At 64.2% G+C, this 20,436-nt stretch carries 21 protein-coding genes and 2 pseudogenes; 11 read left to right on the top strand and 12 right to left on the bottom strand.

The annotated features are described in order from the left end of the window. Window positions 1-48 precede the first annotated feature (48 nt). On the bottom strand, window positions 49-663 hold the full coding sequence (locus WHZ77_RS21000) for a TetR/AcrR family transcriptional regulator (RefSeq protein WP_375309680.1): 615 nt from the start codon (window positions 661-663) through the stop codon (window positions 49-51). 118 nt (window positions 664-781) lie between these two features. Here WHZ77_RS21000 and WHZ77_RS20995 point away from each other — a divergent pair, with 118 nt between their 5' ends. The 4 genes from WHZ77_RS20995 (at window position 782) to WHZ77_RS20980 (ending at window position 4,644) form a co-directional block, all read left to right on the top strand. Further along, window positions 782-1,099 carry a hypothetical protein gene (locus WHZ77_RS20995; RefSeq protein WP_375309679.1) on the top strand — a complete coding sequence of 106 codons (318 nt, stop codon included), beginning with the start codon at window positions 782-784 and terminating at the stop codon, window positions 1,097-1,099. A gap of 171 nt (window positions 1,100-1,270) precedes the next feature. Continuing rightward, entirely contained in the window at window positions 1,271-1,945 is a 675-nt protein-coding gene (locus tag WHZ77_RS20990) for a response regulator (protein WP_375309678.1), read from the top strand. Window position 1,946: 1 nt separating this feature from the next. After that, on the top strand, window positions 1,947-3,374 hold the full coding sequence (locus tag WHZ77_RS20985; RefSeq protein ID WP_375309677.1) for a sensor histidine kinase: 1,428 nt from the start codon (window positions 1,947-1,949) through the stop codon (window positions 3,372-3,374). Between the two features lie 187 nt (window positions 3,375-3,561). Further along, complete coding sequence (locus WHZ77_RS20980) at window positions 3,562-4,644, top strand: ISAs1 family transposase (RefSeq protein WP_375309676.1); 1,083 nt, start codon at window positions 3,562-3,564, stop codon at window positions 4,642-4,644. Window positions 4,645-4,691: 47 nt separating this feature from the next. On the opposite strand, the gene WHZ77_RS20975 is transcribed toward WHZ77_RS20980, so the two are convergent. From WHZ77_RS20975 to WHZ77_RS20955, 5 genes are all read right to left on the bottom strand, one after another. Then, window positions 4,692-6,293, bottom strand: coding sequence for a TRAP transporter large permease subunit (locus tag WHZ77_RS20975; RefSeq protein ID WP_375309675.1), 1,602 nt, complete (start codon window positions 6,291-6,293; stop codon window positions 4,692-4,694). Beyond that, a complete protein-coding gene (locus WHZ77_RS20970; protein WP_015686971.1) occupies window positions 6,290-6,829 on the bottom strand; it encodes a TRAP transporter small permease subunit in 540 nt (179 codons plus the stop codon). The genes WHZ77_RS20975 and WHZ77_RS20970 overlap by 4 nt, the downstream gene beginning before the upstream one ends. A 419-nt stretch (window positions 6,830-7,248) precedes the next feature. Next, entirely contained in the window at window positions 7,249-8,301 is a 1,053-nt protein-coding gene (moaA, locus tag WHZ77_RS20965) for a GTP 3',8-cyclase MoaA (RefSeq protein WP_375309674.1), read from the bottom strand. Between the two features lie 110 nt (window positions 8,302-8,411). Beyond that, complete coding sequence (locus WHZ77_RS20960; protein WP_375309673.1) at window positions 8,412-8,906, bottom strand: hypothetical protein; 495 nt, start codon at window positions 8,904-8,906, stop codon at window positions 8,412-8,414. A 153-nt stretch (window positions 8,907-9,059) separates the two neighbouring features. Continuing rightward, window positions 9,060-9,734 carry an HAD-IA family hydrolase gene (locus WHZ77_RS20955; protein WP_375309672.1) on the bottom strand — a complete coding sequence of 225 codons (675 nt, stop codon included), beginning with the start codon at window positions 9,732-9,734 and terminating at the stop codon, window positions 9,060-9,062. A 155-nt stretch (window positions 9,735-9,889) separates the two neighbouring features. On the opposite strand from WHZ77_RS20955, the gene rpiA reads away from it, so the two are divergent. The 3 genes from rpiA to gor are packed head-to-tail and all read left to right on the top strand — an operon-like array spanning window position 9,890 to window position 12,598. Beyond that, a complete protein-coding gene (gene rpiA, locus WHZ77_RS20950; RefSeq protein ID WP_375309671.1) occupies window positions 9,890-10,615 on the top strand; it encodes a ribose-5-phosphate isomerase RpiA in 726 nt (241 codons plus the stop codon). 2 nt (window positions 10,616-10,617) lie between these two features. Further along, the gene (locus tag WHZ77_RS20945) at window positions 10,618-11,163 is read left to right on the top strand and encodes a DUF2059 domain-containing protein (protein WP_015686966.1); all 546 of its coding nucleotides are present in this window, start codon (window positions 10,618-10,620) and stop codon (window positions 11,161-11,163) included. Window positions 11,164-11,209: 46 nt separating this feature from the next. Continuing rightward, a complete protein-coding gene (gene gor, locus WHZ77_RS20940) occupies window positions 11,210-12,598 on the top strand; it encodes a glutathione-disulfide reductase (protein ID WP_375309670.1) in 1,389 nt (462 codons plus the stop codon). Between the two features lie 347 nt (window positions 12,599-12,945). Here the strand turns inward: gor and WHZ77_RS20935 are convergent, their stop codons facing one another. Beyond that, entirely contained in the window at window positions 12,946-13,953 is a 1,008-nt protein-coding gene (locus WHZ77_RS20935; RefSeq protein WP_375309669.1) for an alpha/beta fold hydrolase, read from the bottom strand. Window positions 13,954-14,006: 53 nt separating this feature from the next. Further along, the gene (locus WHZ77_RS20930) at window positions 14,007-15,182 is read right to left on the bottom strand and encodes a zinc-dependent alcohol dehydrogenase (protein WP_375309668.1); all 1,176 of its coding nucleotides are present in this window, start codon (window positions 15,180-15,182) and stop codon (window positions 14,007-14,009) included. 761 nt (window positions 15,183-15,943) lie between these two features. Between WHZ77_RS20930 and WHZ77_RS20925 the strand changes: the two genes are divergently transcribed. The 4 genes from WHZ77_RS20925 to WHZ77_RS20910 all read left to right on the top strand — a co-directional run bounded on the left by WHZ77_RS20925 (window position 15,944) and on the right by WHZ77_RS20910 (window position 17,414). Then, a complete protein-coding gene (locus WHZ77_RS20925) occupies window positions 15,944-16,159 on the top strand; it encodes a DUF3551 domain-containing protein (RefSeq protein ID WP_375309667.1) in 216 nt (71 codons plus the stop codon). Between the two features lie 47 nt (window positions 16,160-16,206). Continuing rightward, entirely contained in the window at window positions 16,207-16,359 is a 153-nt protein-coding gene (locus WHZ77_RS20920) for a hypothetical protein (protein ID WP_375309666.1), read from the top strand. Between the two features lie 85 nt (window positions 16,360-16,444). Next, window positions 16,445-16,780 (top strand): hypothetical protein, encoded by a 336-nt coding sequence (locus WHZ77_RS20915; protein ID WP_375309665.1) that lies wholly within the window; start codon window positions 16,445-16,447, stop codon window positions 16,778-16,780. Window positions 16,781-16,793: 13 nt separating this feature from the next. Further along, complete coding sequence (locus tag WHZ77_RS20910; RefSeq protein WP_375309664.1) at window positions 16,794-17,414, top strand: general stress protein; 621 nt, start codon at window positions 16,794-16,796, stop codon at window positions 17,412-17,414. 43 nt (window positions 17,415-17,457) lie between these two features. Here WHZ77_RS20910 and WHZ77_RS20905 read toward each other — a convergent pair whose 3' ends face one another. From WHZ77_RS20905 to WHZ77_RS20890, 4 genes and pseudogenes are all read right to left on the bottom strand, one after another. Further along, the gene (locus WHZ77_RS20905) at window positions 17,458-18,597 is read right to left on the bottom strand and encodes a hypothetical protein (RefSeq protein ID WP_375309663.1); all 1,140 of its coding nucleotides are present in this window, start codon (window positions 18,595-18,597) and stop codon (window positions 17,458-17,460) included. Window positions 18,598-19,052: 455 nt separating this feature from the next. Next, a complete protein-coding gene (locus tag WHZ77_RS20900; RefSeq protein WP_375309662.1) occupies window positions 19,053-19,238 on the bottom strand; it encodes a hypothetical protein in 186 nt (61 codons plus the stop codon). A gap of 63 nt (window positions 19,239-19,301) precedes the next feature. Continuing rightward, window positions 19,302-19,838, bottom strand: a pseudogene (locus tag WHZ77_RS20895) (carboxylate--amine ligase); the annotation flags it as partial. A 2-nt stretch (window positions 19,839-19,840) separates the two neighbouring features. After that, window positions 19,841-20,413: pseudogene (locus WHZ77_RS20890) on the bottom strand (class II glutamine amidotransferase); the annotation flags it as partial. Window positions 20,414-20,436: the final 23 nt, after the last annotated feature.

Below are 20,436 nucleotides of genomic sequence, written 5' to 3'. Positions count from 1 at the left end.
GCGCTGATGGCGGAAGGCGCGGCATGATCGTTCATATGATTGGGTTGCTCACTTGATGAAGCGATCGAGAAGTGCGTCAGCGGTGGCCTTCGACGTGGTCCGTGCCGGGGCCGTCTTTCCGACCACGCGCAGCCCCTCAACGAAACAGACCAGAATTCGGGCGGCCCTCGAAGGCTCGACACCATCGGCCAGCTTGCCCGCTGTGCTCGCACGGGACAATGCGGCCGCCAGCCTGCTCTCCATCGCTTTGAAGAAGCTCGCGATGCGAAGGCCAACTTCAGCGTCCTGGCCTGCCAGTTCCATGGCTGTCGCCACGAGCAGGCATCCGCGCCGGCCATTGGCACCGCTGGTGCGGTCGACGTAGCCGGCAATGAAGGCCCGCAGGCCGTCGACCGGCTCCCTTTCGGGGGCGAGTTCGATGTCGATCCGGGTCAGGGCATCGGCAATGTAGCGATCCAGCGCACGCAGGAACAGCGAGTGCTTGTCGCCGAACGCGGCGTAGAGACTGCCGCGCGAGAGCCTGGTCGCACGAAGCAGATCCGGGAGCGCCGTGGCGTGATAGCCGTGCGACCAGAACACCTCCATCGCGCGCTCGACCGCGACGTCCACGTCGAAACTTCGGGGACGGCCACGGGGCGACTGCACTGGGGTCTGGCGGCTCATCGCAGACATATAGACTGATCGGTCGTTAAATCGCAAGCTGCAATCAGCTGCCGCGTGATTCTTCTGAACCTTATCTTGGCCAGGGGCGTCAAACCCTGAACGCTTCAGGGTGTTTGCCGTGCCGACCGACTTGAGCAGCCTATTTCACGTGCCAACGCTGATCCTCGCCTGGATCGCCACGCTCGCCATCGCGGGCGGGCCACTGCTTTGGAGGTTCCTGAACTACAGGCCGGTGACGCGCTGCGAGATCCTGCAAGCCGTGGCGAACGTTGTCGCGACAGGGAGCTGGCTGACGCTCGGCCTTGCCGCGATCAACGCCCATGAGCGCGGCTTGATCTCGGTGTTCACGAGTGTCCTCGTCATGGCGTTCCTGTTTGCTGGAGCGGCCGGGGCCTCGTCGCTGAGCGCGCGGTGGTGTCCTGATAAACGGTCTTAGCAGCGGCCGTGAAAGCAGGTCCGGCCGGCATGCGAAGCTTACACGGAGCTGACGGAGCGTGAAACGGCGGGCAGGGCCTGCCTTTTTGCTGGCCGAAACCGCGAAGATGGTGGAAGAGAGCAACGATGCGGCGCGAGCCGTGATTGCACCGGAACATCCGGCGGGAATGCGATGCGCCTTCTGATCGTCGAGGACAATGCCGAACTGTCGCGGCTCGTTGCCGCCGGGCTGGCGGCAGCGGGCTACGAGAGCGACATCGTCGGCAGCGCCGCCGAGGCGCGCGAGGCGGTCAGCAGCGTCCGCTATGCCGCGATGATCCTCGACCTCGGCCTGCCCGACGGCGACGGCCTGTCGGTGCTGCGCGAATTGCGCCGGCAGATGGAGCCGCTGCCGGTGCTGGTGCTGACCGCGCGCGGCGGCTTGCAGGATCGCGTCACCGGCCTGCGCAGCGGCGCCGACGACTATCTCGCCAAGCCGTTCGCGATGGAGGAACTGGTGGCGCGGCTGGAAGCGATCCTGCGCCGTCCCGGCCAGTTGCTCGGCCGTTCGCTGCGCCTCGCCAACCTCGTCTACGACACCGAGAGCCGCCAGATCTTCGTCGACGACCAGCCGCGGATCATCTCCGCGCGCGAGACCTCGGTACTGGAGATCCTGCTGCGGCGGCAGGGGCGGGTGGTGCCGAAGAAGAACGTCGAGGACCACATTTTCGGGCTCGAAGGCGAGGTCGCCTCCAACGCGGTCGAGGTCTACGTCTCGCGGCTGCGCAAGCAGCTCACTGAACACGGCGCCAAGGTCGTGATCCACACCATCCGCGGCGTCGGCTATCTCATGGCCGAGGAGAAATAGCGTGGCCCAGGTCGGGTCCCACGGCGGATTTCGCGCGGCGTTCGCAAGGCCGACCTTCAAATCGCTGATCTCGCGCATCGTGTTCATGCACATCGTGGCGGTCGCGGTGGTCGCGATCTTCCTGCCGCTGGTGCTGTTCTGGCTGCTCAATTCCGAGGTCGACCAGTTGCACCGCGAAGCCATGCGGGCGCAGGCCGAAGTGCTGGCTGAGCGCATCGTCGCGGCGCCGGACGGCCTGCTGACGTTCAATCTGCCGGACAGCCTTCGCGGCCTCTATTCCGAAGCCTATGGCCGCTATCTTTACGACATCCGCGATGCCGACGGCCGTTTGCTGTTCTCGTCACGCCCCAAGACCGGAGCCGCGGCAGCACAGGCGCCGCCGTTGTCCGAAACGATTTCCGGCGCCGGCGTCACGCGCATCATCGACGGCAAGATCGTGCGCATCCGCGTCGCCGAGGATCTGGCGCATCGCGACGTCATTATCGACGACATCATCTCGAATTTCTTCCGGCGGGTCGGGTGGATCACCATTCCGATCCTGCTGATCCTGCTTGCCATCGACATCATCATCTTCCGCCGCGCGCTCGCGCCGTTGTGGAAGGCGTCGGAGGAAGCCAGCAATATCGGGCCTGCGCGCACCGACATTCGCCTGCCGACCAGGCAGATCCCGCGCGAGATCATGCCGCTGGTCACCGCCGTCAACCAGGCGCTCGACCGGCTCGAAGGCGGATTTCGCGTGCAACGCCAGTTCACGGCCGATGCCGCGCATCAATTGCGCACGCCGCTCGCGATCCTGCGGACCCGGATCGAAACGCTGCATGACGCCGCCGCGCGGCAGGCGCTGCATGACGACATCGAGGGCATGAGCCGCATCGTCGCGCAGCTGCTGGAGATCGCCGAGCTCGACACCCTGGTGCTCGATCCCGGCGAGACCGCGGATTTGCGCGCCGTCTGCGCCGAGGTGGTCGCCGCGATCGCCCCGTTCGCGATCGCCCAGCACAAGGATATTGCGCTGAAGGGCACGGACGCGCCGGTGTTGATCCACGGCAATTCCGAGATGCTCCAGCGCGCGATCGTCAACCTCGCCGAAAACGCCATCAAGTTCACGGCAAAGGACACTTCCGTCGATATCGAGGTGAATGACGACGGTTCGGTGCGGGTGCGCGATTGCGGTCCGGGCATCGCGGCGGCCGAGCGCGACCTGATCTTCCAGCGCTTCTGGCGCGCCGACCGTCAGCGCAGCGACGGCGCGGGCCTCGGGCTCTCGATCGTGCGCGGTGTCGCGGACGATCACGCCGCCACGGTGGCGGTGGAGAATTTGCCGGGCGGCGGCGCGGAGTTCACGCTGCGGTTTCGGCTGGCAGAGAAGGCGCTCTCTTCATCCTCCCCTGGAGGGGGAGGGTCGGCGCGAAGCGCCGGGGTGGGGTGATCCCTCCACACGGGCACTATCGGATGCGGAGGGACCGTCACCCCACCCCGATGCGCATTCCGCTTCGCTGCATACGCATCGACCCTCCCCCTCCAGGTAGGGGAATCGCATATGACGCTAACGGCGTGTTGCAAAGGGGTTGGAACTGGATTCTTTGGGTGTCTCTCGCTTCCCGAGGGAGACCGGAATGCGCAAACTCAGGCGCCTGCTTCGACCGCTTAAGGATCCTCGCGCCGACAACACACGGCACGATCTGGCCGAGATTCTCATCATCGCTTTGGCGGCAACGCTGGCTGGCGCCAAGACCTGTACCGAGTTCGAGTTCTTCGGCAGAGGCCGAGAGGAGCTGTTGCGAGGGTTCCTGGAGCTTCGACACGGCATTCCCAGCCACGATACGTTCAGCACGGTTTTCCGCGCGCTGGACCCGAAGGGGCTGGAAGCGGTTTTGCGTAAGTTCAGCAAGGGCTTCGGCATCAAGGGCGTGGTCAGTATTGACGGGAAGACCTTGCGAGGAGCCTTCACACCTGGCCGGCGGGCCATGCCGCTGCATATGGTCAATGTCTGGGCGGCAGGCACACGCATGGCGCTGGCTCAGAGCAAGGCCCCCAATCGCAACGAGGTTGCCGGCGTTCTCAAAGTCCTCGCTCTGCTCGATCTGGACGGCGCTCTTGTCACCGCCGACGCCTTGCATTGCCGGCCCGACACGGCGCAGGCCATCCGCAAGCGGAAGGGCCACTACGTGTTGGCCATCAAGAGCAATCGCGGTCGGCTCTTCAAAGCCGCGAAGGCGCTCATCGACACCGCCCGAAAGCCCACGCGAGCGAGCCAGCGGAGGACATCCGCCCACGGCCGCACGGAGCGCCGGCAGGCCATCGTTACCCCGGCATCGCAATTGGCGGAGCAATTCGGCTTCCCCGCCATCGCCGCCGTTGGCCGCATCGACAGTTGGAGAGCCAATACCGGCAAAGCCGCCAAGCACACGGCACGATACTTTCTGGCATCGCGTCCGCTCCCGGCCAAGAAGCTGCTTGAGGTCGTGCGCGCCCATTGGGGCATCGAGAACAACTTGCACTGGGTTCTCGACGTTCTGTTCGATGAGGACGCATGCCGTAGCCGCAAGGGCCATGCTGCCGAGAACCTCGCAGCTATCCGCAAACTCGCCATCAACACATTGCAGGCGACACCAGGCCCTGTGCGCACAAGCCACAAAATGCTCGAAGCCAGATGGAATAACGATTTCCTTCTCCGCGCCCTTACCCATATGCGATAGCCCTACCCCTCCAGGGGAGGGTAAGAGGGCCGTTGCGCCAGTCGTTGCTACTTCTGCGGTGGCCCGAGATCCAGTGGCGGCAGGTCGATCTGCGGCACCTCGATCTTGACCTTGTCGAGGTCGACGTTGAGCGGCTTGTCGAGCAGGCCCGTCACCGTGACCGGGAAGATGATCACGAGCAGCACCATGATCATCTGCAAGCCGATCCAGGGGATCGCGCCCCAATAGATGTCGGAGCTCTTGACTTCCTTCGGCGCGACGCCGCGCAGGTAGAACAGCGCGAATCCGAACGGCGGATGCAGGAACGAGGTCTGCATGTTCACGCACAGCATCACGCCGAACCAGATCAGCGCAGCGTCCGGTCCCACCACCGGCGCGAGGACCTTCTGCGCGATCGGCGCGATCATCGGCAGGATGATGAAGGCGATCTCGAAGAAGTCGAGGAAGAACGCCAGGAAGAAGATGAACAGGTTGATGAAGATCAGGAAGCCCCAGACGCCGCCGGGCAGCGAGGTCAGCAGATGCTCGAGCCACACCCCGCCGGAGACGCCCAGGAACACCACCGAGAAGCAGGTCGAGCCGATCAGGATGAAGGTGACCATGCAGGTGAGGCGCATGGTGGATTCGTAGCCCTGCTTGATGAGGTCGCGCAGGTCGGGGATGCGGGCAGCCTGGATGCAGATCCAGGCCACGGCGATATAGCACACTGCGAACGAAAGCCTGAAGACCAGGTTCTCGGTGAACAGCATCGCGACGATGGTGCCGATCCCGGCGGCGATCACGCCGATGATCAGGATCCTGCGGTCGTTCGTGGTGAAGTCCTTGTGATGGATCGCGGCGAGCACGATGGCGCCGACCGCGCCCATGGCGCCGGCTTCGGTCGGAGTCGCAAGGCCCATCATCATGGTGCCGAGCACGACGAAGATCAGCACGGCGGAGGGGATGATGCCCATCAGGCACTTCTTCCACAGCGCCCAGCCGTTCAGCGTGCGCGCTTCCAGTGGCACCGGAGGCACGTGGTCCGGCTTGATCAGGCCGAGCACGAAGGTGTAGCCGGCGAACAGCACGATCTGGAACACCGAGGGACCCCAGGCGCCGAGATACATGTCGCCGACCGACTTGCCGAGCTGGTCGGCGAGGACGATCAGCACCAGCGAGGGCGGCACCAGCTGCGTGATCGTGCCGGAGGCAGCGAGCACGCCGGTGATGTAGCGCATGTTGTAGCCGTAGCGGATCATGATCGGCATCGAGATCAGCGCCATGGCGATGACCTGTGCCGCCACCGTGCCGGTGATGGCGCCGAGAATGAAGCCGACGATGATCACGGAATAGCCGAGGCCACCGCGGATCGGGCCGAACAGCTGGCCCATCGAATCCAGCATGTCCTCAGCGAGCCCGCATCTCTCCAATATCGCGCCCATGAAGGTGAAGAACGGAATCGCGAGCAGCAGCTCGTTGGAGAGCACGCTGCCGAACACGCGTCCGGGGATCGCCTGGAGGAAGTTGAGGTCGAAGAATCCGAGATGGATGGCGAGGAAGCCGAAGGAGAGGCCGACCGCCGCGAGCGTGAACGCGACGGGGAAGCCGATCAGCATCGCCAGAACCAGGCCGCCGAACATCAACGGCGGCATCATCTCCAGCGTAATCATTGGGTCGGCCTCTCGTACTTGGCGTCGATCGTGACATAGCCCTTGAGAGCCGCGATACGCTTGATGACTTCGGAAACACCCTGGAGCGCCAGCAGGACGAAGCCGGCGGGGATCACGAACTTGATCGGCCAGCGGATCAGGCCGCCGGCATTGCCGGACATCTCGCCGACGCTATAGGCCTGCATGAAGAACGGCCATGACAGATAGGCAAGCAGCAGGCAGGAGGGGATCAGGAAGCAGAGCGTGCCGATCATGTCGAGCCAGAGCTGGCCGCGCTCCGAGAGCGTCAGATAGAAGATCTCGACCCGCACATGCTCGTTGCGCTTGAAGGTGTAGGACGCGCCGAACATCACCAGGATCGCGAACATGTACCATTGCAGCTCCAGCCAGCCGTTGGAGGAGTTGCTGAAGGCGTAGCGGATCATGGCGTTGGCCGCGCTGACCAGGCACGCCAGCAGCACCAGCAGGTTACAGACGTACCCGATCTTTTCGTTGAGGAGGTCGATGGCGTTGCTCACCGCCAGCAAGGGACGCATCTTACTTTCTCTCCGTCGCGGCCATGAGCGTGATCCGGACCCGGTGGGCCGCGCCAGCGCGAGTTGCGAAGCGGCTTTCCGAAGAGACCAGGCTCGAACAACAACCTGAAGCGCGATGAGATGATTGATCCCATCTCATCGCGCTTCAGACTTCACGGGAGGCTTCAGCACGCATCGCTCTGCCCGCGTGCAAAATGCACGCGACCGCACGGATCGTTTTCCGAAAGCGATTGCGGCGTCAGTCCTCCCCTCGTGCCTTGCCGTCTTGACCGCGACCGCCAGAGGGGCGGGCCGGCTTATTGCTGCCGGGCAAGCAAAGGCGGGTGCACCAAACCAGCGGGCTTGCGTGCCGTCAATCGGAAAATGGACAAATTGACGCGCGCTCAAAAGCTTAGGTTAGCGACGCTGGCGCGAATCCCTCAGCCGCCGGTCACGCTCATATGCCGGGAGACGCTGGGGCGGTCATGGCGGCGGTCGATGATGAAATCGTGGCCCTTGGGCTTGAGCCCGATGGCGCGGTCGATGGCATCCGCAAGCAGTGCATCCTCGCTCGATGCACGCAGAGGTTTGCGCAAATCGGAGGCATCCTCGTGGCCGAGGCAGGTGTGCAGCGTGCCGGTGCAGGTGATGCGCACCCGGTTGCACGATTCGCAGAAATTATGGGTCATCGGCGTGATGAAGCCGAGCTTGCCGCCGGTCTCGGCGACGCTGACATAGCGTGCAGGCCCGCCGGTGCTCTCGGCCAGATCCGTCAACGTGAACTGCTGGGCCAGGCGCGCGCGCACCAGCGACAGAGGCAGATACTGGTCGATGCGGCCCGAGCCGATCTCGCCCATCGGCATGACTTCGATCAGCGTCAGGCCCATGCCCTTGCCGTGGGCCCAGCGCATCAGCTCGGGAAGCTCGTCCTCGTTGAGGTTCTTCAGCGCCACCGCGTTGATCTTCACGCCAAGGCCCGCGGCGCGCGCGGCCTCGATGCCTTCCAGCACCTTGTCGATCTCGCCCCAGCGGGTGATCTCGCGAAACTTTTGCGGATCGAGCGTGTCGAGCGAGACGTTGATGCGGCGGACGCCGCAATCGGCAAGCTCGCTGGCGTGCTTGGCGAGTTGGGTGCCGTTGGTCGTCAGCGTCAGCTCGTGCAGGGCGCCGCTCGAAAGATGCCGCGACAGCGAGCGCACCAGCGTCATCACGTTGCGGCGGACCAGCGGCTCGCCGCCGGTGAGCCGCAGCTTCTTCACGCCCTTGGCGATGAAGGCCGTGCAGAGCCGGTCGAGCTCCTCCAGCGTCAGCAGGTCCGCCTTGGGCAGGAACGTCATGTCTTCCGACATGCAGTAGAAACAGCGCAGGTCGCAGCGGTCGGTGACGGAGACGCGCAAGTAGGAGATGGTCCGCCCGAACGGATCGGTCATGGCGCTCGACAGCGCGGCGAGAGGGCTCGCCGTTGCGAGAGGGCTCGCGGAGGATGCGTTCATATCAAATGCCTTGTCACTTACGGCGACGGGCGCACCTTTTGCTTCAGCGGTGCTCTGGAAGCAATCTAAGCATCGGACGCGGCCAGGACAATCGGGTGGTATACGTTAAGTCAGCGCTTGCCCGCGTTCGGATCGGGGAACGGCGAGCCTGCAGCAGGGGCCATCTCGGCCGGCGCCGCAGCGGGCGCGGCTGCGGCCGGTTTCGGCTTCTTCGGCCGGTGCAGCTTGCGAACCGGTTTCGGCGGCGCGGCCGGCTGAAGCTCGGCGAACACCGGATTGGGGTCGGTGGTCACCGAGGCGGGCGTGGTGAAATCGCCGGGATTCCTGATGACGTTCACCGGCACGCTGGCCGGCTGGTACTTGGGCAGCGCGAAAGCGACCGTGAACGGGGCGTCGGGAGCGGGAACCGAGACGGAGCAGGGGGTCTTGCAGCCCGAACCCAGCGAGGTTGTGGCGTCGGCGCCCGGAGGATTGGATTCGAGCCGGACCTGAACGGTCGGCGGCGCCGATTTGAACATGTCCCAGGACATCGAAGAGCAGCCCCCAAGACTTGTTGCCCCCAGGAGGCTCGCCCCCGCTAACGCAATCGCGATGACACGATGCATGACCATCCACTTCTACTGCGACGAACCGCCACATCCCCGGCCGGACCATAGGAGTGTCGTTTCGGGCAGGCAACCGGCGCGCGACGCATAGATAATAGATGGTTAACGCAGAGTGCCGAAAAATAGCGCTGCTAAATCAGCGGCTTGTTCTGGCTAGCCTGTCATCAGGCTGAGGGCAGCCGCCGGCAGGTCGCGCATGTGATGGATCAGCCGGTCCGGCTTCAGCTCGGCGATCGGCACGTCCGTATAGCCGAAGCTGACGCCGATCACGGGCACCCCGGCCCGGCGGGCCACGCCCACGTCGGTTCCGGCATCGCCGACCATGATGCTGGCCTTCACATCGCCGCCGGCGCGCGCCACGGTCTCGCGAAAAATGGTCGGATCCGGCTTCTGGACCCCGAACGTGTCGGCGCCGCAAATCGCCGCGAAGCGACGGCTCATGTCGAGCTGGTCCAGCAGCCGCTTGGACAGCCATTCCAGCTTGTTGGTGCAGACCGCCAGCCGGTGGCCCTGGGCGGCAAAATGGTCGAGCGCGGCTTCCAGCCCCTCGAAGGGCCGGGATTCCACCGCGATGTGGTCGGCGTAATAGGCGATGAAATCCGCCGTCATCCGGTCCATGTCCGCGAGGCTTACGGTGCGGCCCTCGGCCTCCAGGCCCCGCTCGATCAGCTTGCGGGCGCCGGCGCCGATCATGTTGCGGGCCGAGGCCATCGGGACAGGCGGCAGCCCTTCGCGATCGAGCACGTAATTCAGCGCGGTGATCAGGTCGGGCGCCGTATCCACGAGCGTGCCGTCGAGATCGAAGACGAGGGTGTAGGGGGAGGTCATGGTGCAAGCGCTACCGGCCCGGCCGGACCTGCGCAAGGGGCGGCGCCATAAGATCAGCTTATGGGCCTGTTCCCGCGAGGAAAACGAGGCTACACAGGCCGCCGCAAGCGGCCAGACTCGGCGGCACACTCTATTCATTCAGGGGCGGGCGCATCGTGAACATGGACCAGTTGAAGCGGCAGGCTGCGGCGCGCGCCCTCGAGGAGGTGCGCGACGGCATGCAGCTCGGGCTCGGCACCGGCTCGACCGCCAAGCATTTCGTCGAGCTGCTCGGCGAGCGCGTCGCAGCCGGGCTCAAGGTGATCGGTGTGCCGACCTCCGAGGCGACGCGCCTCGATGCCGAGCGCTGCGGCGTGCCGCTGACCACGCTCGACGAGATCGACCATCTCGACATCACCATCGACGGCGCCGACGAGATCGATCCCGAGCTCAACCTGATCAAGGGCGGCGGCGGCGCGCTGCTGCGCGAGAAGATCGTGGCGGCCGCTTCGGATCGCATGATCGTGATTGCCGACGACACCAAATGGGTGCCGACGCTCGGCCGCTTTCCGCTGCCGGTCGAAGTCATCCCGTTCGGGCTTGGCGCGACGCGCCGCGCGATCGAGAAGGCATTTGCGGAATGCGGCGTTTCCGGGCAAATGGCGGTCCGCAAGGCCAAAGGCGGGGACAAGGACGGCCACGTTTTCGTCACCGATGGCGGCCACTGGATCCTCGATGCCCAGCTCGGGCGTATCGTGGATCCACCACGCCTCGCCAAGGCGTTGAGCGCGATCCCCGGCGTGGTCGAGCATGGGTTGTTCATCGGCTTGGCCAGCTCGGCTGTTTTGGCGGGTGGCGAGGGAATCCGCGTGATTGAACGGCGAAAGCCGAAAGGAGACTAGGAATGACGAGCGTATTGAAGTTTTTGCCGGCCGCGACCCTCGCTGTGGGACTGGCGCTCTCGGCCGCTCCGGCCCTCGCGCAGCAGGCGGCCCAGCCCAAGGCGGCTGCCGCGCCGGCCCAGCCGAAGGCCACGCCCGCGGCGGTCGCCGCGGCCAAGGAGATTTTGCAGATCAAGAACGCCACTGCGATGTATGCCGGCGCGGTGCCGGGCCTGGTTCAGAAGACCAAGATCGCGCTGCTCCAGCAGAACCTGAACTACCAAAAAGACCTCAACGAGGTCGCCCCGATCGTCGAACAGCAGCTCATGGGCCGCCAGAACGAAATCGGCGACGGCATGGCGCAGATCTATGCCAGCGAGTTCACCGAGCAGGAGCTGAAGGACCTCGTCACCTTCTACAAGTCGCCGCTGGGCAAGAAGCTGATCGACGCCGAGCCGCGCGCCATCGGGCTGAGCATGGCCTTCATGAACTCCTGGGCCCAGAACTTCTCCGAGACCGTGATGGGCGCCTTCCGCGCCGAGATGCGCAAGCGTGGCAAGGAAATCTGACCGTACCTATCTGATCAGAAATCCTTGAGCGGGGTCGGAGTGGACAATGGCTGAATTCGACGTCGACCTCTTTGTCATCGGTGGCGGCTCGGGCGGCGTGCGTGCCGCCCGCATCGCGGCCGGCCACGGCGCCCGCGTGATGATCGCGGAAGAGTACCGCATGGGCGGGACCTGCGTGATTCGCGGCTGCGTGCCGAAGAAGCTGTTCGTGATCGGCTCGCACTTTCGTCACGAGCTCGAGGACGCCGCCGGTTTCGGCTGGACCGTTCCGCCCGCCAGCTTCGACTGGCCGACGCTGATCGCCAACAAGGACAAGGAGATCGCGCGGCTGGAGGCGGCTTACACGACCAATGTCGAGAAGTCCGGCGCGCAGATCGTCAAGAGCCGCGCGGTGATCGAGGACAAGCACACCGTCCGCCTGCTCGCGGACGACCGGAAGATCACAGCCAAATACATCCTGATCGCCACCGGCGGGGCGCCCAACCACGGCGCCTCCATTCCCGGCATCGAGCACGTGATCTCGTCCAACGAGGCGTTTCACCTTGAAAGGCTGCCGAGGCGGATCGTGATCCAGGGCGGCGGCTACATCGCGCTGGAATTCGCCGGCATCTTCGCGGGCTTCGGCTCCGACGTCACCGTGATCTATCGTGGCGACAACATCTTGCGCGGCTTCGACGAGGACGTCCGCGCTCACGTCCGCAGCGAGATGGAGAAGCAGGGCATCACCATCCTGACCGGCTGCACGGTCGCGAAGGTCGATCGCCATGGCGACGAGTTCACCACGCATCTGTCGAACGGCTCGAGCCTCGCGTCGGACCAGGTGATGTTCGCGATCGGCCGTCATCCGGCGGTGGCCAATCTCGGCCTGGAAAAGGCCGGCGTCGCCATCAACCCCGCGAATGGCGGCATCGCGGTCGATCATTTCTCCAGGAGCTCGGTCGACAGCATCTATGCGATCGGCGACGTCACCCACCGCTTCAACCTGACGCCGGTCGCGATCCGCGAGGGCCATGCCTTCGCCGACACCGTGTTCGGCAAGCGCGAGGTGCAGGTCGATCATTCCAGCATTCCGACCGCCGTGTTCTCGCAGCCGGAGGTCGGCACCGTCGGCCTGACGGAGACCGAAGCGCGCGCGCAGTTCAGCCACGTCGACATCTACAAGACGAATTTCCGCCCGATCAAGGCGACGATGTCGGGGCGCGACACCCGCGTGCTGATGAAGCTCGTCGTCGACGGCTCGACCGACCGCGTGCTCGGCTGTCACATCGTCGGCGATTGTGCCGCCGAGGTCACGCAGGTTGTCGCGATCGCGATCAAGATGAAGGCGACCAAGGCCGATTTCGACTCCACCATCGCTTTGCATCCGACCGCCGCCGAAGAGCTCGTCACCATGCGCACGCCGACCGCGCGCCACGTGCGGCAGGCAGCGGAGTAGGGGTTGCACTCAGCGGACTGTCTCTGTGCGGGCGGCAAGTTCGGCACCGGGGTCTGAATTCCCCGACCAACGTGGGTTAGCGTGCTGCGTTCCTGCAGATCGACGCACGACGCCACGAAGTCTGCAGGTCTACCCTCGAGATTGAGAGACCCGCGCACCGAGGTCGCTTTGGCTGGTCTCTGAAATCCTTCCCTTCCCAAGGCAGGGCGGGCATTTGGTTGGGTAGATCTTGCGGCCCGGGAATGTCGATTGCCCCGATGGGGGATAACCGGTGCCGTTGCAGGTCGAGCAAATATGCTCCTTGATTTTCGCGATCATGTTGAACCTCTCGGGAAGTCTCTGGCGAGTCAATGCAGCGTTTCCGCGGCGGCCTCGTCGACCGCAGCCATGAGGTCGGCCGTATCCGACTGCTGGATCATGTGACCCGCATTCGGGACGCGGCGCATCTTGCTGTGCTTGATTTCGTCATGCAGCCGACCGGATTGCTCGTCGATGTCGATGAGACGATCGTCCTCGCCGGCGAGGATGGTAACGGGCATGGCAAGCCCGCCATAGGTCTTCGCAGACAGCATTGCCGAAGGCACCATCAATGCCGCCTCGGCCGCGCCGGCACGAAGCTGCGATGGGCGCACCGCCAGCGATTTGGGGAAGCCGTCGAATTTCTGCGGGACAGACTTCGGCCCGAACAGCTGCCGCAGCATCGCCGGCCACATCAGGCGACTGAGGATCGGCGAAATCGTGTGACTGAGAATGTCGCCGAACCCTGGGATCGCCGGCCCGGCCATCGCCATCATCGCGTCGGTGCGGGCCGTCGGGAAATAGTAGCCGGATGCGAGTATCAAAGCCTCTACGAATGACGGGTGTCTGCTTGCGAGTGCGACCGCGACCGATGCGCCCCAGGAATGTCCGAGCACGATCGCCTTTTCGACGCCCAGATGCGCAAGTGCATCCTTGAAGAGGTCGGCTTGCGCCGCAGGCGTCCACACCACGTTGCGGGGCCTCAGGCTATGGCCGAAGCCGGGACGGTCGAACACGATAACGCGATAGTCCTTGGCTGCGAGATCGATCAGACCGCTGGACTCGAAATCCTGGATCATGCTGCCATTGCCGTGGAGCAGTACGAGAGGACGACCGGATCCCCGCTCGACGTAGTGCAGGCGCACGCCGTCGATGTCGATGAACCGTCCTTGAGGCGGGTTATCGCGTTGCGCCTTGTCGGCAAGGCGCCGATTGACGACGGCAGCGGCAGCCATCAAGCCGGCCGTGACGACGAGGGCGGATGCGATGGGATAGTCCGCGAGAGTACGAAGGGCCATGGTCGCCAACGACGGCGAGCGTTTCTTCAGGATGCGCATGTGCACTTTCGCTGGCTGGAGCCAGCTGTTGGAGAGCAGGTGGGGACGCCGGGTTAACGACCCGGTCTCATCACGACCTTGATGACGCCGGATTCTTTGTCGCGGAACTTCTGATACATCTCGGGCGCGTCTTCGAGACTGGCCGGATGTGTCACCACGAAGCTGGGATCGATTTCGCCCGCAACGATCTTGGCGAGTAGCGGCTTGGTGTAAGCCTGAACGTGGGTCTGACCGGTCTTGATGGTCAGTCCCTTGTTCATGGCGGCGCCCAGTGGGATTTTGTCGCCCATTCCAACATAGACGCCTGGAATCGAGATGGTGCCCGCCTTGCGGCATGCCATGATCGCCTGGCGGAGAACGTGAACACGATCCGTTGCCAGGAAGGTCGCGGCCTTGACCTTGTCGAGCACCGCGTCCGCCGCGCCGTGGCCCGAGGCTTCGCAGCCGACCGCATCGATGCAACTATCCGGACCGCGCTTGTTGGTTCGCCGCATCAATTCTTCATGGACGTCGGACTTCGAGAAATCGATCGTCTCGGCGCCGCCGGCTTCCGCCATGTCGAGACGCTCCGCAACTTCGTCGATCGCGATGACGCGTCCGGCTCCCAGCATCAGGGCGGAGCGAATTGCGAACTGGCCGACGGGGCCGCATCCCCAGATCGCGACCGTATCGCCCGGTTCGATCTGCGCATTGACGGCGGCCATGTAGCCGGTCGGGAAAATGTCGGACAGAAACAGCGCCTGCTCATCCGTGATGCTGTCGGGGATCTTGATCGGCCCGATATCGGCCATCGGCACGCGCAGGTACTCTGCCTGTCCGCCGGAATAGCCACCCAGCATGTGGCTGAAGCCAAAGAGCCCGGCGGGCGATTGGCCCATGGCCTTGGCCGCGATCTCCGCGTTCGGGTTGGTGCGGTCGCAGCAGGAGAACAGTCCCTGCTGGCAGAACCAGCAACTCCCGCAGCTGATCGTAAAGGGAACAACGACACGATCGCCAATCTTGAGATTCGTGACTTCCGATCCCAGCTCGATCACCTCGCCCATGTTCTCGTGCCCGAGGATATCGCCGCTCTCCATGGTCGGCTGGTAACCGTCAAAGAGATGCAAGTCGGAGCCGCAGATGGCACAGGCCGTGATTTTGATGATCGCGTCGCGCGGATGCTGGATTTTGGGATCCGGAACCGTGTCGACCCGAACATCGCCTTTGCCGTGCCAACAGAGTGCACGCATGGTCATATCTCCACCTTTGGGGACGGCATGCGCATTCACGGGTCATGTCGTGCAAAGGCAACAGAACGGAGGGAGAGAGGTTCCTAAGTCGAATGAGCGCGACAATCAGGTCAGGCCGGGTCAATACGGGCTGTTAGAAGGGGCTTTCTCGACTTCGCACTGGCGAGGGCCATTTGGCGCACCATATCAAAAGTATTGCTGGCAGAGACATGACAGGCGCCGGTGACAGAGAGACGCTGCCGCGCTCCCGCCACAGACTGGAGGCGCGCCTTGAACGTCATCTCCTATCCTCTCCGTCTTTGCCGCAGGTTCGAACGCCGCTGGCTTGCGAGAGCGGTTCAGGACGAGAGCCAGCATTCCCCGTCGCAACGGCCGGAAGGCTGTGCTGGTTGCGGGAAGCTCGTGGCGGCTCCGGTGCACGCGACCTATTTGCCGACCGGGAAATTCATCAATCAGTGGCGGTGCCCTGTGTGCAAGAACTCCTGGCAGAGCTCCGCCGAGCCCGAGAGCAGCAACATATCCAATTGAGCCGGAGCATCTTTGGACTACGCCGGCTACTGCCTCCCTCTGGAAGACGCCACCGCCGAGGACCCATCGCGCAAGCAGTCGAGGCGCATGGGTGACGCGTGCTCCCTCTGGGGGAGACGCAGGAATGGCTCGAAGGCATGACGCCGCCGTATAGGAACGAACCTCCACGGGTCCGATTGAGCCTTCTGGGATCAATTGGATAGCAGGAGCCGGACACGCGTTAGACTCTCATCTTGTTGGCGCTGACCGCCGGGACGATCACGGTCGCCGGGGCGGTACCCGCGGATGCCCAGGAATATCGCTGGTGTCTTCAAGGACGGCAGACGGGTTTTCCCGGCGACTGCAACTATCAAACGCGGGCGCAATGCATGGCCTCGGCGTCTGGCCGCAACGCAGGATGCGGCGTCAACCCGCGTGCGGCCTTTGCGCAGAGGCGCTCGCGCTACTAGCGCAAGCGCACGGGCAAGCTGATCCCTCGGACTGCGGGAGCAATGTCATGGACAGAGACAAGAGCGGACACGTCGTCGAGACCGCAGTCGAAGCTCGCCAAGGCGAGCTTGGTCCGAGCGTTCTGATGCTGCTCGGTGTGAGCGTGGGACTCGCGGTTCTCATCCTGGCCGTCACGTGGATGATTTTCTTCAAGACTTAAATGCGCCGGCGATGTCTCGTCACGTGACGTAGGAACGAAAACTCCGCTTGGCGCTTGGCTCATTCCTTAGTCACTGGAGACAATCATGAAGCGCCTATCAATGTACGTTTGCATTTCTTTATTCGCTGCGGCCACAGCATTCGCAACCGCTCCCGCGTCCGCGCAAAATCCGCCGGCGCAGTCTGGGCCGAACAACAACGCGGTCAACACTGCGGGTCAGAACAACTCCGACGCGCCTGTCGCGGGTCGCAACAGTTTCACGGAAGGTCAGGCCAAGTCCAAGATCGAGGACGCCGGCTATTCCAACGTCACCGAACTGAAGAAGGACGACAAGGGCGTGTGGCGCGGCCAGGCCAGCAAGGGTGGATCAGCCATTGCGGTCAGCGTCGACTTCCAAGGCAACGTCAATTCGGCCAAGTAAGCAAGGAAACAAAATGACCGTTACAATCTCTCGCCTTTACGACAACTACACCAACGCGCAGCAGGCGGTTCAGCGACTCGAAGCTGCCGGCGTGCCGCACTCGGACATCAGCATCGTCGCCAACAATTCGGACAGCTGGTTCAACACTGACAAGAAGGTGGATCGTGACCGCGATGGCGTCGACGATCGCGCCGAAGGCGCGGGCACGGGCGCAGGCATCGGCGCGGGCGTGGGCGGCACCGCGGGCCTTCTGGCCGGCCTCGGCCTGCTCGCGATCCCGGGCCTCGGCCCCGTCGTCGCAGCCGGTTGGCTTGCCGCGACTGCAGTCGGCGCGGCCGCAGGTGCTGCGACCGGCGGCGTCGTCGGAGCGCTGACTGAAGCCGGCATTTCGAAGGAGGATGCAGACTCCTATGCCGAGGGCGTTCGTCGTGGAGGCACGCTCCTGTCCGCGCGGGTTGCAGATGCCGATCAGGCTCGCCTCGACACGATCTTGAACGAGTCGTCCGTCAATTTGCGGGACCGTAGCGCCGCCTGGCAGAAGTCCGGTTGGAAATCGTTCGATCCGGCCAGCAAGCCTTATGGCGCCGACGAGGTTCGCAAGGAGCGGCAGCTCTACGGCGGATCGCTCCGCTAAGCGAGAGTTTGACGGCCCGCTTCGGCGGGCCGTCTTTTTTGCGCTACGCGTAGAGATAGCCGACCGGCTTGCCCTCGGTCCGCAAGGGACGAACGTCCTTTTGCGTGATGATCTGACCGGCGAGGCCGTCGATCTCGTCACGCTGCGTCGGGGTCCAGCTGCGCAGCTCGTTCATGCCCTTGAGCAGGCCGAGCCGGAGCACCTGGGTGTTCTCTCCGAGGCCGATCAGGCTGACCGACTCCTTGCCCGCCGTCACGACGTCGCCGGCCGCGAGCTCGAATGTCTCTCCGGACTTCTTCCTGAACTCGGCCGTGCCGCGAATGACGCGATAGATCACGACCTCGCCCTTGGCAAAAAAGGCGGCGTCCGCAGCGATCGACGGGCTCTTCGGCAGCAGCGACTGGCCGCGCGGGTCGGTTGCGATGATGTGGCCGGTGACGAGGTGGCCGCTCGGAATCTCGATGCCGATATCGCGCACATAGACCGGCAGGGCCGACTTGACCGGGCTGTCGGTGAGCGGATTGAACAGCGCATCCAGCGCCAGGGGGTCCTGCAGCCAGAAGCCTGCATCCGCCGGGCGATCATGCAGCGGATGATTCCAGGCCACGCGTGGCGTCTCGGCCTCGTTGATCTGGTCCGGACCGACGATGGTCGGATTCGGAAAGGTCGTGGGGTCGGTGATGAAGGCCTCAAGGAATTTGCCCGAATAGCCCATCGAGATCGGGTCCGGCACCACGGTCTGCGCCGTCTTCAGGTTCTCCTCCGTCGTCAGTCCCGACCAGGTGTAGAACAACTGGCGGTGCACGATCGCGCTTTGAAGCATTACCGCGCCGGGACCGACATTGTAGAAGCGCCCGTCGTAGTCGAAGGTGAATGCGCCTGAGGTGACCAGCACGAGCTGAAAGCCGCCCGGCGGCAGATGAAGATGGAAATCGGTGGGGCCGGTGTCCGGGCGGTAGATCGGCAGGTTGGTCGCGACTTCGTGCAGCAGGAAGGTTTCGTTGTTGGCGTGAAAGCCTTCATTGGCGCGGTTGTAGAGTGCCTGCGGCCGGTAGGTCGCCTCATACTTCGCATTCTTGTCGCGGTCGATGGCCACGAAATCCTGGTCTTTGAGGCGAAGCGGCGCGCCGTTCGGGCGGGTGAGGCCGGTGAATTTGAGGTCGCCGGCAGCATGCACGTTCATGGCATTCTCCGATCTGTGCCGGTCATCCGGGCCCGTTCTGGCGGGGAGGGCGGAGACTGACGGCCTGATGCTGCTTTGCGAATTCTGGGCCAATTCGGTTCCAGAGTGGGAGATCTCCCCGCGCGCCATGGCAGAGCGAGTGAAAATCCAGTGGCTGCACCGAAGGTTAGATCGACCGATTCGGCCGGCGACTTGCCCCTTTTGCCTCCCGCGCGATCTCGCGAATCTGGCGCCTTCTGTCTAATTTGGCGGCAAGCCTGTTGGGGAACGTGCAGCCGGGGCAACGGCGAGCGCAAACGCGGCCGCAGGAAGTCGCCCATTGTATCGCCGAGATGAGCACCGAACTGCGCATGCGGCCGGACTTCGTTTCTGGCTCACCTGCTCAGCATCGTGATCGTACAGGCCGGGAAACATCGTCAAGCGGACGGGCAGGAGTTCCGCAAGCCGTCCGAAGTTCACTCAAACGACTGAACGACGGCGCGTTCCGGCTTGCCGGTCGGGCTGTCCGCCCACTTCGCCATGTCCACCGTCCGCGCGTCGATGCCTTCGCACCAGAGGCAGCTGAACTCTGTCGAGCCCTTTTTCGACAGGATGGGGACCAGGCTGTGGCCACAGCTAGCGCAACAGGTGATGTCGGTCATGCGTTTCTCCACGCCACTGCAAACTCCGCAGCGCCCTTATCGTTTTCGAAGCTTGTGCGGACGCTATGCCGGCGCCTGAGCACTGCGCCCGACCGGAGCGCTCGTTCCCGAGATCGTAGCTGTAGCAATCCATCGTGACACCGATGCGATGTCGTCGCCGTTTTCGCGATAGGCGCGAAGCTGGAGCTCGGCCGAGCTGCCGCGTTCCACGATGGTCCGGCAGTGCTCGACCTCCGCGGCGCAGTTCAGCGTGGCCGCGTCCTCCGCGGTGTCGTCGATGATGCGCGTGAGCAGCTCGGAGATCGTGACCGGACCATCCTTGGAAGCAAAGATGCAGTCGGTGCCGTAGCGCTGGGCGCGCCATTTGTTCTCGACCGCGATCGCGCGCGCGACGACGGTGACTTCCTTCGACAGATGAGGCCGCAGATAGAGGTGCCGTGTCAGGCAGCGATAGAGCGAGGCGATCGCGACGGCGTCGTCGACGAAGGTGCAGGTGTCCGGTGCGCGGCAGCTCGCTATCGGCCGCCAGCCGGTAGCCTTCAGTCCCGTCTTGTGGGAATTCCGGAACGGGGAGGACGTGCCCAGCGCGATGAACAGCGGCCGTAGAGATCGCGACCGTTCGCGACCGCGCTGGTGAAGCGCAGCCGCTGGCCTTCGTTGACGAGACCGGCAAGCGATCGGAGCACGCGGTGCGTCGCGCCGACCGGATCGCTGTCGAGACCTGCGCCCATGATGGCGAGGAACACGGCTTCGGAGTCCGTCGAGCCCAGCCGCGACGGATAGTAGGCGTCGGGGATCAGCGCCTCGACCTTCCGCCGCAGGCGATTCCAGCTGCCGACGAAGCCGTTGTGCATGAACATCCACTGGCTGCGGGCGAAGGGATGACAGTTCTGCCGCGTTACCGCCGTGCCGGTGGCGGCGCGCACATGGGCGAAGAACAGGTGCGAGCGGAGATGGCGGCAGAGGTCGCGGAGGTTTTCATCCGACCAGGCGGGGCGCGTCTCGCGATAAAGCCCAGGCTCCGGGTGCTCGCCGTACCAGCCGAGACCGAAGCCATCGCCATTCGAGCCCGCTATCGATTGCAGCGAGCGGATGCTTTGCGCAATCAGCGAATGCTCGGTGACGTCAGGCTCGCACGATGTCGTCTCGCTCCGGTATGCGATCCAGCGCCCCATGGGTTCCTGTCAGGATGTGTCGT

It is taken from the genome of Bradyrhizobium sp. A5 (assembly GCF_042076515.1).
GTDB lineage: Bacteria > Pseudomonadota > Alphaproteobacteria > Rhizobiales > Xanthobacteraceae > Bradyrhizobium > Bradyrhizobium cosmicum.
Note: the sequence above shows the minus strand (reverse complement) of the source record. Positions and strands in the feature narration are given on the sequence as shown.